The sequence below is a fragment of the Streptomyces sp. NPDC104581 genome (genome assembly GCF_055583685.1).
Window position 1 is genome coordinate 186,277 of sequence record NZ_JBVJNN010000005.1, and the last position, 14,730, is coordinate 201,006.

Below are 14,730 nucleotides of genomic sequence, written 5' to 3' on the forward strand. Positions count from 1 at the left end.
CCTTGGACATGCCCCGCCCGGAAGGGGTGTACGCCTGTGCCCGCACTTGTGCTGCTCGGTGCTCAGTGGGGTGACGAAGGCAAGGGAAAGGCCACCGACCTGCTCGGTGGATCCGTGGACTACGTGGTGCGTTACCAGGGTGGCAACAACGCCGGCCACACGGTCGTCGTCGGCGACCAGAAATACGCGCTGCATCTCCTCCCTTCCGGAATCCTCTCGCCCCAGTGCACGCCGGTGATCGGCAACGGCGTTGTCATCGACCCGGCCGTCCTGCTCTCCGAGCTGAGTGGGCTCAACGACCGCGGCGTTGACACGTCGAAGCTTCTGATCAGCGGAAACGCGCATCTGATCACGCCGTACCACACCACGATGGACAAGGTGACGGAACGGTTCCTCGGTTCCCGGAAGATCGGCACGACGGGCCGTGGCATCGGCCCGACGTACGCCGACAAGATCAACCGGGTCGGCATCCGCGTCCAGGACCTCTACGACGAGTCGATCCTGACCCAGAAGGTCGACGCGGCGCTGGACTTCAAGAACCAGATCCTCGCCAAGCTCTACAACCGCCGTGCCATAGAGGCCGGGAAGATCGTGGAGGAGCTGCTCGGCTACGCGGACGAACTGCGTCCGTACGTCAGTGACACCACGCTCGTCCTCAACGAGGCGATCGACGCCGGGCAGGTCGTGCTCTTCGAGGGCGGCCAGGGCACCCTCCTGGATGTCGACCACGGCACGTACCCCTTCGTGACCTCCTCGAACCCGACGGCGGGCGGCGCCTGCACGGGCGCCGGTGTCGGCCCCACGAAGATCAGCCGGGTCATCGGCATCCTCAAGGCGTACACGACACGCGTCGGCGCGGGACCGTTCCCGACGGAGCTGCTCGACGAGGACGGTGAGGCACTGCGCCGCATCGGCGGCGAGCGGGGTGTCACCACGGGCCGCGACCGCCGCTGCGGCTGGTTCGACGCGGTGATCTCCCGCTACGCGACGCGGGTCAACGGCCTGACGGACTTCTTCCTCACCAAGCTGGACGTCCTCACCGGCTGGGAGCGGATCCCGGTCTGTGTCGCGTACGAGATCGACGGCCGGCGCGTCGAGGAACTCCCCTACAGCCAGAGCGACTTCCACCACGCGAAGCCGGTCTACGAGTACCTGCCGGGCTGGACCGAGGACATCAGCAAGGCGAAGACGTTCGAGGACCTGCCGAAGAACGCGCGGGACTACGTGAAGGCGCTGGAGGAGATGTCGGGCGCCCCGATCTCCGCGATCGGCGTGGGCCCGGGCCGTACGGAGACGATCCAGATCAACTCGTTCCTGTAGCGGCTCCGTTCGCGCCCGTTCCGCATCCGGCGGCCCCGACGGCATGTGCTGCCGTCGGGGCGCCGCCGTCTCCGGACGGATCGAACCCGGCCGCGCCCCGGCTGCCTATCCTGTGGCCATGTACGTCTACGCCTACGGGACTGCCGCTCTGCTCTTCCTGGTTCTTCTCGTCGGCGTGATACGCGACCGCCGGCGCTTCAGCCACGCCGTGGTCCTCGGTCTCACCCTCTCCGCCCTCGCCCTCGGCCTGATGAGCCAGCTCGCCGCCACCACCACCGGCCCCTGGTTCGACACGGTCGCGGTGGCCGTGGTGCTGCTTCCCGCCCTGGGCATCGTCGTGCTCGCGTGCTTCCTGGTCTCCAACGGCGTCCAGATGGTCCGCAAGGAGGGCCGGCGCCCGGCCAATCTGCTCTCGCTCCTCGCCGGTCTGGGCATCTTCGGTGTCATGGGGCTCTCCGCCGTCGCGGCGATCGACCGGGAGGGTCCGCTGACCGGCATCGCCGCGAGCACCCTCCTGGTGACCGGTTATGTGTCGTTCCTCTTCCTCTGCTTCGTCGGATACGCCTTCCTCTACGGGCGGTTGCGGATAACCCGGCAGGTCGACTTCGTCGTCGTCCTCGGCTCCGGTCTGGGCCCCGGTGCCAAGGTGCCGCCGCTGCTGGCCAGCCGACTGCACCGGGCGCGCTCGGTGTACGAGAAGCAGGCCGCGCGGGGGAAGCCACCGGTGATCGTCACCTCCGGCGGGCAGGGCCCCGACGAACTGCTCCCGGAAGCGGACGCGATGGCCGACTACCTGATCGGGCACGGTCTGCCCGAGGAGCACGTCCGGCGCGAGGACCGCTCACGCACCACCGACGAGAATCTGCGCCTGAGCATGGAGATCATGGCGGCGGAGAAGCCCGACTACCGCTGTCTGATCGTGACCAACAACTTCCATGTGCTGCGGGCCGCGCTCGTCGCCCGCGAGGCCGGGGTACGGGGCCAGGTCATCGGTTCGCCCACGGCGGCGTACTTCTGGCCGAGCGCCACCATCCGGGAGTTCGCCGCCGTCTTCCTGGCCCACAAGCCGGTCAACTTCGGCATCTGCCTGGTGCTGGCCGCGGCGGGAGCATTCGTCCGGGCCTGACCCGTGAGCGGCCCCGCCGAGGCCCCGGCACAGCCCGGCGGCGGCCCGCTCGCGCCGTCGGCCGGCCCGAGGTGCCGGCCGTGGTCCGTCCCATGTTCCCGATCTTCGCAAGAGGGGCACATGGGGTCCGCATCGCCTCCCGGTGAGATCGCTATGTTGTTCGCGCTCGATCCCGAGTGCGAAATCCGACAGGTCGTCGGTCCCATGACGGCGCAGTCAGCACAGAAAGATCGCGGATGGACTACTGCTCTACGTGCCGCCGGACTCTCAACGGGGTTTTCGTGTGCCCCGGTTGTGGTGCCTACTCGCCCGACATCGCCCCCGCCGGCTCACACGTCCACCACACTCCCTCGACCGCCGCGGTGATGACGGAGATCTCCCACACGCGCGAGTTCGACGCGTTCCCGGGGTTCGCGGAGCCCGAGGCCACCGCACCGGTCGCCCCCTCCGCGCCCTCGGCGACCGGCCGCGCCGCCCGCCGGCGCCGGATGGCGGACTGGAAGAAGCAGCGGCGCCGGGCCGTGGTCGCCTCGACCGTCGCGCTCGTCGGCGGCGGGCTCACACTCGCCTTCATGCCGTCCTCGCGCCCCTCCGTCGCGCAGGCCCACGCGTCCACACCGGATCCGGCGAAGGCGCCGACGGCGCCCTCGGTGGGCGGCGCCGAATCCACCACGGAGCAGCAGCGGCCCCGTACCGGCGAGATCGGCACCTCCGACAGCGGCACCCGCCCGTCCGGTTCCGTCAACGAGCCGGGCAGCGCGACCTCGACCGCCCCCGTGGACGCCCCGGCGAAGCGCGAGACCGCGCCGCAGACGGCCACGAGCGACGCGGGCCCCACCGCGATACCGGAGCCGCAGTCGCCGAGCACGGCCCCCGCGGTCCCGGACGCCCCGCCGCCGCCCGCGGCCGACCAGCCGACTCCCCAGCCGAACCAGCCCACTTCACCGGCCCAGCCGCCCCCGCCGCCGCCCCCGACCGCGGAGCCGCCGCAGGACGACTCGTCGGAACTCTGCGTCCTGGTCATCTGCCTGGGTGTCAACGGCGGCAAGTAGAACAGCGAACAGGTAGCCGTACGGGAAGGGCCGTCCGCCGGAGCGCGGGCGGCCCTTCCGGCTCTCATCCCGCCCGGTACGCCCGCAGGAAGGTGCGGACCCCCTCGATCACCAGGGGGCGGACGCGGGCGTCCTCCGTGGCGTTCGCCGAGCCGAGCCTGTCCAGCGCGACGCCGAACGTCAGGGCGATGAACTGGTCGGCCGCGAGCCGCGGATCGGGTACGTCGAGCAGCCCCGCCCCGGCGAGGGCGGCGAACCGCTCGGCCAGTGCCTCGTCGGGAGTGTCGGCCATCGAGTTGTAGCCCCGGTGCGGCAGATGGCCGGACTCCGCGCGCACCAGCCGTTGCAGCGTCGCGTACTCCACCGAGCCGAGCATGTCGGTCGCGATCCGCATGGAGAACGCGATCAGCGCGTCCTCCAGTTCGGCGGCCCCGGTCCGCTCCGTGAGGGTGTCGTCCAGGGTGCGCCGCACCGTGGTGATCATCGACTCCCCGACGGCGTCGACGACCGCTCGCAGCAGCGTCTGCTTGTCGCCGAAGTAGTCGTAGACCGTCCGCTTGGACACCCCGGCCCGGGCGGCGACCGCGTCCACGCTGGAGCGGTCGAATCCGTCGGACAGGAACAGTTCCCGGGCCGCCGTGAGGATGGCGGCCCGCTTCTCCGTGGACCCCTCGCGCAGCGTCTTCGTGGTCGGCATGCACTCATCCTAGCCTCCTACACTGCACGGTGTAGTGTAGTTTCGGTCGCGACATCGACCCGTGCTCGCCCGGCAATGACGGAAGGACACCCATGACCGCGACCCAGTCCCCACCGGCCCGCATCGGGAAGGCCGCTGTCCGCGCCCTCGGCCTGCTGGCACTCGCCACCGGCGCCCTGGAATCGGTGGTGACGCCCACGCTCCCGCTCCTGCAACGAGAGCTGCGCATGAGCCCCGCGGAAGGGGCGTTACTCAGCATCGTGCTGCTCATCACCGGCGCGCTCATCACCCCGGTCGCCGGCAAGTTCGGTGACCGCTACGGCGGGAAGCGGGTCCTCGTCCGGCTGATGGCGGTCGTCTGCGCGGGCGGCCTCGTCTCCGCCCTGGCGCCGAACCTGCCCGTGCTGCTGCTCGGCCAGATACTCCAGGGAGCGATGGTGGGCGCGCTGCCCCTGTCGTTCATCCTCGTACGCGAACACCTCCCCGCCGGAGAGGCGAAGGTGGCGATCGGGGCGGTCAGCGGACTGTTCGTCGGGGGCGGCATGGCGGGCACGCTGTCCGCCGGGCCGGTGGCCGAAGGGCTCTCCCGGCACTGGATGTTCGCGCTGCCGACGCTCGCGGTCATCGGGGCCACCGTGCTGGTGCACCGGCTGATGCCGCAGGATCGGCCCGGCCGCACGGACAGCTCCGGCATCGACTGGCCCGGCCTGGCCCTCCTCAGCGGGACACTCGTCACGCTCATGCTCGTCCTCGCGACGGCGCCCGACCTCGCCTCCCAGCCCCTCGTACTCGGCGCCCTCGTCCTGGTCCTGGCCGCCTTCGTGGCCGGATGGACGGCCGTCGAGCGCCGGGCGCCCGCGCCGATGGTCGATCTGCGCATGCTCGCACGGCCCGCCGTGTGGAAGTCCTGCGTGCTGACCTTCGTGATCTGCGTCGGTACGTCGGTGCCCGTCCATCTCGTCCCGCAACTCCTCGCGGTCTCCTCCGACTCCTACGGCTTCGGGGCGAGCGCCACCGAGATCGGCTTCTACCTGCTGCCCGGCGCCGTCGCCGCGGCCCTGGCCGGACCCATCGCCGGGCACGGCTCCCGCCGCTTCGGCTCACGCGCCGTCGTCACCACCGGGGCCGTCCTCATGGTCGGCGCCCTCACCGCCCTGGCGGCCGTGCACACCGAGGTCTGGCACCTCGTCGTCGGCAAGACGCTGATCGCGCTCGCCAACGGCCTGTGCGTCACGGCGATGGTCACCGGCACCGCCACATCCGTCGACCGGAACGACACCGGCATCGCCACCAGCCTGGTCCTGGTGACTCGCGTACTCGGCTTCGCCGTTGGCGTGCAGCTCAGCGGCGCGCTCCTCACCGCCGCCACCCCGGCCGGGTCGGACGTCCCGGCCGAATCGGCCTTCGTCACCGGCTTCGTGATCGCCGGCGCGCTCACGGCGCTGTCCCTGCTCGTCGTCCGCACCATGAACAAGGGAGTCAAGGAATGACCCGGACCACACCGCGACGCACCGCCCTGATCTCCGGAGCCGGCATCGCGGGCCCCGCCCTCGCCTACTGGCTCAACCGCCACGGATTCGCCGTCACGGTGGTCGAGAAGGACGGCGCCCTCCGCGACGGCGGCTACCCGATCGACATACGCGGCACGGCACTTGAGGTCGTACGGAGGATGGGAATCCTGCCGCGCCTGCGGGAGGCCCACATCGACCTGCGCCGGCTGACCTTCCTCGACGGCGACGGCGGCGAGGTGGCCTCGGTCGATCCGCACCTCCTCACCGGCGGTGCGGCGGGCAAGGACATCGAGATACGGCGCGGCGACCTGACCGGCGCTCTCCACGCGGCGGTCCGCGACGACGTGGAGTTCCTTCTCGACGACTCCGTCGCCACCCTCGACCAGTCCGGCGGCCACGCGGTCGACGTCACCTTCCACGGGGGCGCCACGCGTACGTACGACCTGGTGTTCGGGGCGGACGGTCTCCACTCACGCACCCGGGAGACGGTGTTCGGTCCCGAGGAACGGTTCCACCGGTATCTCGGCTACTGCTTCGCCGGGTTCACCATGAGCAACACCTTCGGCCTCTCCCACGAGACCGTGCTGTGGAACACCCCGGGCCGAGCCGCGGCGCTCTACGCCGTGGGGGAGCACGACGAGGTGCACGCCTTCCTCAACTTCGCCCACCAGGAGCAGCCGTTCGACGCGTTCCGGAACCCGGGGGCCCAACGGGAGCTGGTGGCGAAGGTCTTCGCCGACGCGCGCTGGGAGGTGCCGGGCATGCTCGCCGCCATGGACGAGGCGGACGACCTGTTCTTCGACGCCGTCAGCCAGATCCGCATGCCCCGCTGGTCCAGCGGCCGGGTCGCCCTGGTGGGCGACGCCGCGTACGCACCCTCGTTCCTCACCGGGCAGGGATCGAGCCTCGCGCTCGTCGGCGCGTACATGCTCGCCGCCTCACTGGCCGACGCGGACCACGCCGAGGGGTTCGCCGCCTATGAACGCGACACCCGTGAGTTCGTGACCCTGAACCAGGACCAGGTCGGCGAGGGCGACGCCGCGCTCTTCCCGACCACCGCCCGTGCCCTGGAGCAGCGCAACGGCACGCTGCGCGGACTCGGCGGCGCCATCCCCGCGGCAGCGGGCCGACCGGCCCACTCGGCGCTCGCGCTGCCCCCTATCCGGCCCAGGTGAGGAACGCCGCCCAGGCTGCGGGGGCGACGGTGAAGGTGGGGCCTTCGTGGACCTTGGAGTCGCGGACGTGGACGGCGTGGGGGCAGGAGGCGACCTCGACGCATTCGCCGCCACTGTCGCTGCTGTAGCTGGACTTGTGCCAGTCGAAGGCGACCTCGACGCACTCGCCACCACTGGGGTTGCTGTAACTGGACTTGAACCACCGCAAGGTGCTGGTCATTCCGGTTCTCCTGCCAACCTCTCGATGAGGCCCAACGACTCGCGAGGACCCAGGGCCTGTGATCGGATCTTCGCATAGCGCTGGGTGTAGGTGCTTGCCTTTGTCGGGTCGGAGATGAGTAGGCATTCCTCCTGCGGCTCCAGGTAGACCAGGCGGTCGTGTTCTGGGGTCTCTACCAGGGTCATATCGCCGTAGGCACCGGCATGCTCACCGCTCAGGCCGCAGTCCAGTGGCAACACCTGAAGAGTCACGTTACGGCGCCTCGCGCACTCCGCCAAGTGAGAAAGCTGGTCACGCATGACTTCCCTGTGGCCGATCGTGCGCCGCAGCGCACCCTCCTCCAGAATCACCTCGATCAACGCCACCGGCTCCCGGTCGAACAGCGCCTTCCGCGCCATCCTCGCCTCGACCAGTTCCTCCACCCGCTGTTCCGACAGCGGCGGATAGCCTCCGCCGATCAGCGCCCGTGCGTACGCCTCCGTCTGGAACAGGCCATGCACGACGAGCGTCGCGTACAGACACAGGCCCACGGCCTTCTGCTCCAAAAGCACGTAGTTCTTGAACTGCGCCGGGTACTTGTCCAGCCTTACGTACTCCCGCGCCTGCTCGAAGATGCCGAGTTCGTCGCCCAGTACCTTTCCCAGCGCCACCAGCATCTGGTCGCTCGCCGGTTGTGCGCACGTCTCCATCGCGCTCACCGCCGCAGCGGAGAAGCCCGTTTCGACGCCGACCTGTTCCTGCGTCATGCCCTTCCGCAAGCGCATCATGCGGGCGATGTCCGCCACCAATCGCGTCGCCGGACCCGCCGATTCCTTGTTTTCCGCTCGCGCCATTGCGATCACCGTTTCGACTCGACCGGACTCAACCGGTCACAACTGATCCTCGCTGAATTCCACCTCGCGTAACGGGAGTTCGTGCAGGTCAACCGGTGTCCGACCGCTCCCGTCACACCATGGAAAACGCTACCGGCGACTACGCAGAATGTCCGCGTGAATACAGAGAATGAGCGTTCATCGCGCGACTGGCTACCCAAGACGGGATTCCAGCTCCGCAAGGCCGGTGTGCGATTCGACGCCGTGCGCGTCGACGGGGCGGACGGGCGGCGACTCGCCGACATGATGGACTCCATCACCGCGGGAGATCCCGGCCCCATCGTGACCGAGTCGAATCGGTGCCGGGCGGTGTACTTCTATCTCCCCGCCGGGAGCACCGCGCACCGGGTCTGGGCGCCCGGGGTGACGCGGTTCAACTCCGTCAGCGGAACGGTGAGTTATGTGCCGGTGCCCGCCCTCAGCGGGGACACCTGGCCACTCTTCTGGTACTGCCCGCCCTCGGATCCGGACCGATTCGTCCACCCGGCGATCCTGCGCAACGCCGCTGCCGCGCTGTTCGGCCACCCGATGTCGTTCGATCCGGCAGACAGCCGCTGAGCTGCGGTTTGGGCCCGACTTGGGCCCTTGGGTGGGTCTGAGGACCCTTCGAATTGGGGTGCACCCGTACCTAGTGTCCGATATACGCGCCGGGTTGGGGGGCTGGGCGACATGTACGTCGTTGCTGGAAAGGTTTCCCGTTGTTGGACTCGAAGAGCCTGGCGCTTCAGGCCGGCATACCACCCGCGCGTCGCTGGGAGTTGCCGAAACCACTGGTCGTGACACGGGCTCTGCTCTATCTGATGTTCGCCCTGACGTTGCTGGGTGCCGTCGGTGTGGTGGACTCGATGCTGGATCTCGGCCGTCACATCACGCCGATGCTGACTCTGGCGGCGCTGTACGCGGTGGTCCCGGGGATCGTGGCCGTGGTTCTGGCACGGCGGTTGTGGACCGGGGGGAAAGCGGTCTGGTTCTCGCTGATAGGTCTCCAGGCATGGCTGCTGGTCGGCAGCGTCGTCAATCTGTACGCCGGTTCGACGCGCGGGCTCAGCCAACTGCTGCTGCCGGGCGCGTTGCTGGCGCTGCTGAGCGTGGGTGCGAGCCGGACGTGGTTCGAACTGCCGGCGGATCAGCGGGCCAAGAGGCCACCGTTGACGCTCGGGCGGTTGCGCCGTGAGGCGTTCCCCTCGATTCCGCACCTGATCACGTGGCGGCGGAATCGGGGCCAGTCCACCGTCGAGTACGTCGGCATGGTCGGTCTGGTCTCGCTGATCATCGGCGCGCTTCTCTTCAGCGGTGTTGGTCCCCAGGTCGCGACCGGTCTCCAGAACGCGGTGTGCAACGTCCTGGGCGGCGAATGCGAGAGCGACACCGTCGTCGGGGACAACGGTGGTGGCGACAACGGCGGGGGCGACAACGGCGGCTCGTCCGGCGGCTCCGACAACGGCGGCGGTGCCGACGGTGGTGGCGACAACGGCGGCTCGGACAGCGGTGGCGCTGATGGTGGTGCTGACGGCGGGGGCGACTCCGGCGGTTCGGACAGCGGTGGTTCTTCCGGCGGTTCGGACGGTGGAAGCGACTCCGGTGGCTCCGACAGCGGCGGTGACTCCGGTGGTTCGGACTCCGGTGGTGCGGTCGGCGGTGTGGTCGGGGGTGCGTCCGGCAACTCGTCCGGTGGTAACAGCTCCGGCGGTGGTGACAACGGCGGTTCCGACAGCGGCGGTGGTGCGGACGGCGGTGGCGACTCCGGTGGTTCGGACTCCGGTGGCGGCGCCGACGGTGGAGGTGACTCCGGTGGCTCCGACAGCGGCGGGAACTCCGGTGGTGCCGACGGCGGTGGCGACAGCGGCGGTTCCGACTCCGGTGGTTCGGACTCCGGTGGTGGTGCGGACGGTGGCGGTGACAGCGGTGGTTCGGACTCCGGTGGTTCCTCCGGTGGTGCGGACGGCGGTGGCGACAGCGGCGGCTCCGACTCCGGTGGTTCCTCCGGTGGTGCGGACGGTGGAGGTGACTCCGGTGGCTCCGACAGCGGCGGGAACTCCGGTGGCGCTGACGGCGGTGGCGATTCCGGTGGCGCTGACGGCGGTGGCGATTCCGGCGGCTCGGACAGCGGTGGCGGCGCGGACGGCGGTGGCGACTCCGGTGGTTCGGACTCCGGTGGTTCCAGCGGCGGTAGCGCGAATGGTGGGGGTGACTCCGGTGGCTCCGACAGCGGTGGCGACTCCGGTGGCGCTGACGGCGGTGGCGATTCCGGCGGCTCGGACAGCGGTGGCGGCGCGGACGGCGGGGGCGACAGCGGCGGTTCCGACAGCGGTGGAAGCTCCAGCGGTGGGAACTCCAGCGGTGGCCTGATCAGTGGCGGTCTGATCAGCGGTGGTCTGATCAGTGGCGGCTTGATCACCGGTGGCCTGGTCAGTGGCGGCCTGTCCGGTGGTAACAACTCCGGCGGTGGCAGCAGTGGCGGCAGCAGTGGTGGCAGTTCCGGTGGCAACAACTCCGGTGGTGGCAGCAGCGGCGGTGGCGAGGACTGCGAGGACGGGGGCTCTTCCTCCGGCGGCGGCTCGTCCGCCACTGGTGGCGCTTCGACCACCGGCGGCCATCCGCCACCGGGTGCCGGCCCCCGCCCCATCTCGTTCTGCGATGACGACGATGACGACGATGACGATGACGACGACGATGATGATGACGACTGCCGGGACAACAGGAACGCTTCCTTCTACGGAAGCGTGACCGGCGGATCCGGCAGCGGTCGCTACATACTCGCCGCGGCCGGGACCCGTACGCACGTCGTCGCCAGCGGCGACCTGCTCGTGGCAGCCCCCAGCGTTCCTTCTCCGATGGACCTGGCCGGGACGCTGTCGGGAAGCTCTCTGGCCGGTGTCGACACGTTCCAGGACGTGAAGAACAGGTTCAGCCTGGCCATCGGCCTCACCGATCTGCCGCCGCCGCCGATCCCCGACGACCCGGAGCCCGAGCCGGAGCCCGAGCCGGAACCCGAGCCCGAGCCGGAACCCGAGCCGGAGCCGGAGCCCGAGCCGGAGGACTGCCCGCTTCCGAATCCGACGGACAACCCGCACCCCGAGGTCGCGGTCGTGGACGTCGACACGTCCAAGCTGCCCAAGAACACGAAGTGGCGCGACACCGACGAGCCTCTGTACCGCTTTGACGACCGTCCGCCGGACGAGGTCTTCGTGGACGACTTCGAGCCGAAGAACCCGGACAACATGGACCTCTACAACTACGTGGACAAGAACACGGAGTCCGGTTTCGTCTCGACGACGACGAAGGAGAAGCCGGTGCCGTTCTACGGTCAGGACTACATGTACGAGGTCGACCCGCCGGGCGGCATCGACGTCAACGCGACCTTCGGGCCGAACAGCCCGCACCCCAATGAAGACGAGATCGCCTTCCCCGGCGGAATCGATTCGAAGTACATCAAGGGCGCCTGGAAACTCGACTCCCGGGGCAACAAGACCGGCGAGTTCATAGAGAACCCGTACTACGAGTCACCGGACGAGCGGGGCGAGGACTGACAGCTCCCGGCCGCGCGCCGGCCGCCGCTTGACCGACCACCGGGCCGTGGGATTCCCACGGCCCGGTGGTCGTTTCCGTACCGCCGGGCCCGACATGGGCCCGGCGGTGGGCCCCCGGGCCCTTCGGATTGGGTCTTGGTTCTACCTACCTTGGCCGCATACACGTCGCGGCTGGGGGAGCCGGACTTCTTTTGCAGTGGGTGGAAGGGTTTTCCCGTGCTGGACTCGAAGAGCCTGGGCCTCCAGGCCGCCGTACAGCCGCACCGCTGGGAGCTGCCGAGATCGCTCGCGGCGACCCGGATTCTCCTGTATCTGATGTTCGGCCTGACGCTGCTCGGTGGCGTGAGCGTGCTGAACTCGCTGCTGGAGCTGGGCACTCACATCACACCGACGCTGAGTCTGGCGGCGGTGTACGCGGTGGTGCCGGGAATCGCGGCGGTGGTCCTGGCGCGGCGGCTGTGGACGGGCGGCAAGCTCGTGTGGCTCTCGCTGATCGGCCTCCAGGCATGGCTGCTGGTCGGCAGCGTCGTCAATCTGTACGCCGGTTCCGCCCGCGGGGTCAGTCAACTGCTGCTGCCGGGCCTGCTGTTGGCCTTGGTGAGTGTGGGCGCGAGCCGGGCTTGGTTCGAACTGCCTGCGGACCAGCGGGCGGCAAGGCCGCGTTGGACGATCCGGCGGCTGAAGCGGGACGGGAAGCTCTCGATTCCGCACCTGATCAAGTGGCGCCGCAATCGCGGTCAGTCGACGGTCGAGTACGTAGGGATGGTCGGCCTCGTCGCCCTCATCATCGCCGCGCTCATGATGACCGGCGTCGGGACCACGGTCGCGGACGGGCTTCAGACGCAGGTCTGCAAGATCCTCGGCGGCGACTGCGAGTCGAGCGTGGTCGGCCAGGACGAGGGTGAGGCCGGCGGTGTCTCCAGCGGGGGTTCCTCCAATGGTGGTTCGTCCAACGGTGGGAACTCCGGTGGTGACAGTGGCGGTGACTCCGGTGGTGACTCGGGCGGGGACAGCGGCGGTGCCGCCGGCGGCGGCGACAACGGTGGCTCCGACAGCGGGGGCGACTCCGGTGGCAGTAACTCGGGTGGCGGTGACTCGGGCGGCAGTGACAGCGGCGGCGACTCCGGTGGCAGTAACTCGGGCGGCAGTGACTCCGGTGGCAGTGACAGCGGCGGCAGTGATTCCGGTAGTGGCGGGAGCTCAGGCGGGGGCGACAGCGGGGGTGACTCCGATGGAGACGACTCCGGCGGTTCCTCGAACGGCGGTTCCTCGTCCGGCGGCTCCTCGAACGGTGGTTCCTCGAACGGTGGGAACTCCAGTGGTGGTGACAGCGGCGGCGATTCCGGCGGCAGCTCCGGTGGTTCGTCCAGCGGTGGTTCATCAAGTGGTGGTTCGTCGGGCGGCAGCTCTGGTGGTTCGTCCAGCGGTGGTTCCTCCGGCGGAAGTTCCGGTGGTTCGTCCAATGGTGGGAACTCCGGTGGCTCCGACAGCGGCGGCGACTCCGGTGGTTCGTCGAGTGGTGGTTCGTCGGGTGGTAGCTCTGGTGGTTCGTCCAGCGGCGGTTCCTCCGGTGGCAGCTCTGGTGGTTCGTCCAGCGGCGGTTCCTCCGGTGGCAGCTCTGGTGGTTCGTCGAGTGGCGGTTCGTCGGGCGGTAGTTCGTCGGGCGGCAGCTCCGGCGGTTCCTCCAGCGGTGGCTCCTCCAGTGGCGGTTCATCAAGCGGTGGCTCATCGAGTGGCGGCTCCTCCAGCGGTGGTTCCTCCGGTGGCAGCTCCGGCGGTTCGTCCGGCGGAAGCTCCTCCAGCGGTGGTTCGTCGGGCGGCAGCTCCGGTGGTTCGTCCAGCGGTGGTTCCTCCGGCGGAAGTTCCGGTGGTTCGTCCGGCGGCAGCTCCTCCAGCGGTGGCAACGAGGACGACCAGGACGACGACGATGACGACGACGACGAAGAGGACGACGAGCCGGAAGTCGAGTGCAATCCGGTCATGGCCCCCTGGGGCATGATGCAGAGCTGCCGCGAAGTCGGCCCCGGTGGTTCCGACAACGGCGGGAGCGACGGCGGGGACGAGGACGAGGACGGGGACGAGGACGACGACGAAGGCGAGGAGGACAAGGAAGAGTGCCCGGACGGCACCCAGGTCGCCTACCGAGGCAAGGTGACCGTTGGTGCGGCCGGCAGCGGGCGCTACATCCTCGCCGCGGCCGGGGGCGGTACACCCGTCGCCTACGGGGGCACCGTGCTCGCGGCTCCCGGGGTCGACCCGATGAGCATGCTGAACGCGCTCTCCGCCTCCGCCATCCCCGGGATGGACACGTACCAGGAGGTCGAGGAGAGGCTGCAGAACGCGCTCGGGCTCACCGACCCGCCGCCCCCGCCGATCCCGGACGACCCCGAGCCCGACCCCGAGCCGGAGCCGGAACCCAAGCCGAAGCCCGAGCCGAAGCCGAAGCCGCCGCACCTCAAGGGCTGCCCGGTCAAGACTCCGATGGACGTCCTGGACAGCATCCCGGACTACAAGCCGGGCAAGGACGGGCGGAAGGAATGGTCGGAGGAGGTCGAGAGGATCGCCAAGCAGAATCCGATGACCAAGGACTTCACGGCCGAGGACGCGCTGACCATCGCCGACTACACCGGACCGAAGGCCGCGGAGATCAACAAGTGGCTCCGTGACCCGGCGAACCGGGGCAAGGACCATCCGTTCAAGGACAAGATGGACCGTGCTCTGGACCATCTGCCGCAGGTCGAGGGGACGTTCTACCGAGGCACGTTCATGTCGGACGAGATGATCAAGAAGCTCGCCACGGGTGAGTCGGTCGAGTTCCCGGAGTACCTGAGCACCTCCAGTGACCCGGCGAAGGCCGAACGCGCTCTGAAGCAGACGGAGAACAAGAACATCTCCGGCGGTGAGAACGTTCTGCTGGAGGTCGAGACCGACAACGGCCGCAACATCGACCCCCTGTCCCGCTACCGGGGCAAGGAGTCGGAGGTCCTGATCCCGCGCGGCGGCCAGTTCGAGAAGGTCGGCGAGACGACGAAGATCATCGGTGGCAAGGAGTACAAGGTCATCAAGGTGAAGCAGGTGGGCTGATCCGGCCTGCCGATGTGTACGGCCCTGGGGGGGGGGGGGGGGGGGGGGGGGGAGGGGGGGGGGGGGGGGGGGGGGGGGGGGGGGGGGGGGGGGGGGGGGGGGGTGGGGCGGGGGGGGGGGGGAGGGTATGTGATTATTTACCG

11 protein-coding genes are annotated in these 14,730 nt (G+C 69.5%); 8 read left to right on the forward strand and 3 right to left on the reverse strand.

Annotated elements, in window-relative coordinates:
• Window positions 1–36: 36 nt before the first annotated feature.
• The 3 genes from ACZ61E_RS06955 to ACZ61E_RS06965 all read left to right on the forward strand — a co-directional run bounded on the left by ACZ61E_RS06955 (window position 37) and on the right by ACZ61E_RS06965 (window position 3,498).
• Window positions 37–1,320, forward strand: coding sequence for an adenylosuccinate synthase (locus tag ACZ61E_RS06955; protein WP_469698223.1), 1,284 nt, complete (start codon window positions 37–39; stop codon window positions 1,318–1,320).
• A gap of 118 nt (window positions 1,321–1,438) precedes the next feature.
• Window positions 1,439–2,446 carry a YdcF family protein gene (locus ACZ61E_RS06960; RefSeq protein ID WP_469698225.1) on the forward strand — a complete coding sequence of 336 codons (1,008 nt, stop codon included), beginning with the start codon at window positions 1,439–1,441 and terminating at the stop codon, window positions 2,444–2,446.
• A gap of 236 nt (window positions 2,447–2,682) precedes the next feature.
• Window positions 2,683–3,498, forward strand: a complete 816-nt coding sequence (locus ACZ61E_RS06965) for an SCO2400 family protein (RefSeq protein ID WP_469698227.1) — start codon at window positions 2,683–2,685, stop codon at window positions 3,496–3,498.
• 64 nt (window positions 3,499–3,562) lie between these two features.
• Here ACZ61E_RS06965 and ACZ61E_RS06970 read toward each other — a convergent pair whose 3' ends face one another.
• The gene (locus ACZ61E_RS06970) at window positions 3,563–4,195 is read right to left on the reverse strand and encodes a TetR/AcrR family transcriptional regulator (protein WP_469698228.1); all 633 of its coding nucleotides are present in this window, start codon (window positions 4,193–4,195) and stop codon (window positions 3,563–3,565) included.
• Window positions 4,196–4,287: 92 nt separating this feature from the next.
• Here ACZ61E_RS06970 and ACZ61E_RS06975 point away from each other — a divergent pair, with 92 nt between their 5' ends.
• Together ACZ61E_RS06975 and ACZ61E_RS06980 are read left to right on the forward strand one after the other, a co-directional pair.
• A complete protein-coding gene (locus ACZ61E_RS06975; RefSeq protein WP_469698230.1) occupies window positions 4,288–5,685 on the forward strand; it encodes an MFS transporter in 1,398 nt (465 codons plus the stop codon).
• Window positions 5,682–6,881, forward strand: coding sequence for an FAD-dependent monooxygenase (locus ACZ61E_RS06980; protein WP_469698232.1), 1,200 nt, complete (start codon window positions 5,682–5,684; stop codon window positions 6,879–6,881). Before ACZ61E_RS06975 ends, ACZ61E_RS06980 begins: the two co-directional genes overlap by 4 nt.
• On the opposite strand, the gene ACZ61E_RS06985 is transcribed toward ACZ61E_RS06980, so the two are convergent.
• Window positions 6,865–7,101 carry a DUF397 domain-containing protein gene (locus tag ACZ61E_RS06985; protein ID WP_469698233.1) on the reverse strand — a complete coding sequence of 79 codons (237 nt, stop codon included), beginning with the start codon at window positions 7,099–7,101 and terminating at the stop codon, window positions 6,865–6,867. The genes ACZ61E_RS06980 and ACZ61E_RS06985 overlap by 17 nt on opposite strands.
• The gene (locus tag ACZ61E_RS06990; RefSeq protein ID WP_469698302.1) at window positions 7,098–7,934 is read right to left on the reverse strand and encodes a helix-turn-helix domain-containing protein; all 837 of its coding nucleotides are present in this window, start codon (window positions 7,932–7,934) and stop codon (window positions 7,098–7,100) included. Before ACZ61E_RS06990 ends, ACZ61E_RS06985 begins: the two co-directional genes overlap by 4 nt.
• Window positions 7,935–8,090: 156 nt before the next feature.
• Between ACZ61E_RS06990 and ACZ61E_RS06995 the strand changes: the two genes are divergently transcribed.
• From ACZ61E_RS06995 to ACZ61E_RS07005, 3 genes are all read left to right on the forward strand, one after another.
• Window positions 8,091–8,531: a hypothetical protein gene (locus ACZ61E_RS06995; protein ID WP_469698235.1), complete on the forward strand. Its 441-nt coding sequence runs from the start codon at window positions 8,091–8,093 to the stop codon at window positions 8,529–8,531.
• A 143-nt stretch (window positions 8,532–8,674) separates the two neighbouring features.
• The gene (locus ACZ61E_RS07000) at window positions 8,675–11,503 is read left to right on the forward strand and encodes a scabin-related ADP-ribosyltransferase (protein ID WP_469698236.1); all 2,829 of its coding nucleotides are present in this window, start codon (window positions 8,675–8,677) and stop codon (window positions 11,501–11,503) included.
• Between the two features lie 216 nt (window positions 11,504–11,719).
• Window positions 11,720–14,587, forward strand: coding sequence for an ADP-ribosyltransferase (locus ACZ61E_RS07005; RefSeq protein ID WP_469698238.1), 2,868 nt, complete (start codon window positions 11,720–11,722; stop codon window positions 14,585–14,587).
• Window positions 14,588–14,730: the final 143 nt, after the last annotated feature.

Coding starts and splice junctions, on each gene's coding strand:
- ACZ61E_RS06980 (WP_469698232.1), top strand. CDS start 5,682: ATGACCCGGACCACACCGCGACGCACCGCCCTGATCTCCGGAGCCGGC.
- ACZ61E_RS06965 (WP_469698227.1), top strand. CDS start 2,683: ATGGACTACTGCTCTACGTGCCGCCGGACTCTCAACGGGGTTTTCGTG.
- ACZ61E_RS06990 (WP_469698302.1), bottom strand. CDS start 7,934: ATGGCGCGAGCGGAAAACAAGGAATCGGCGGGTCCGGCGACGCGATTG.
- ACZ61E_RS06985 (WP_469698233.1), bottom strand. CDS start 7,101: ATGACCAGCACCTTGCGGTGGTTCAAGTCCAGTTACAGCAACCCCAGT.
- ACZ61E_RS06960 (WP_469698225.1), top strand. CDS start 1,439: ATGTACGTCTACGCCTACGGGACTGCCGCTCTGCTCTTCCTGGTTCTT.
- ACZ61E_RS06975 (WP_469698230.1), top strand. CDS start 4,288: ATGACCGCGACCCAGTCCCCACCGGCCCGCATCGGGAAGGCCGCTGTC.
- ACZ61E_RS06970 (WP_469698228.1), bottom strand. CDS start 4,195: ATGCCGACCACGAAGACGCTGCGCGAGGGGTCCACGGAGAAGCGGGCC.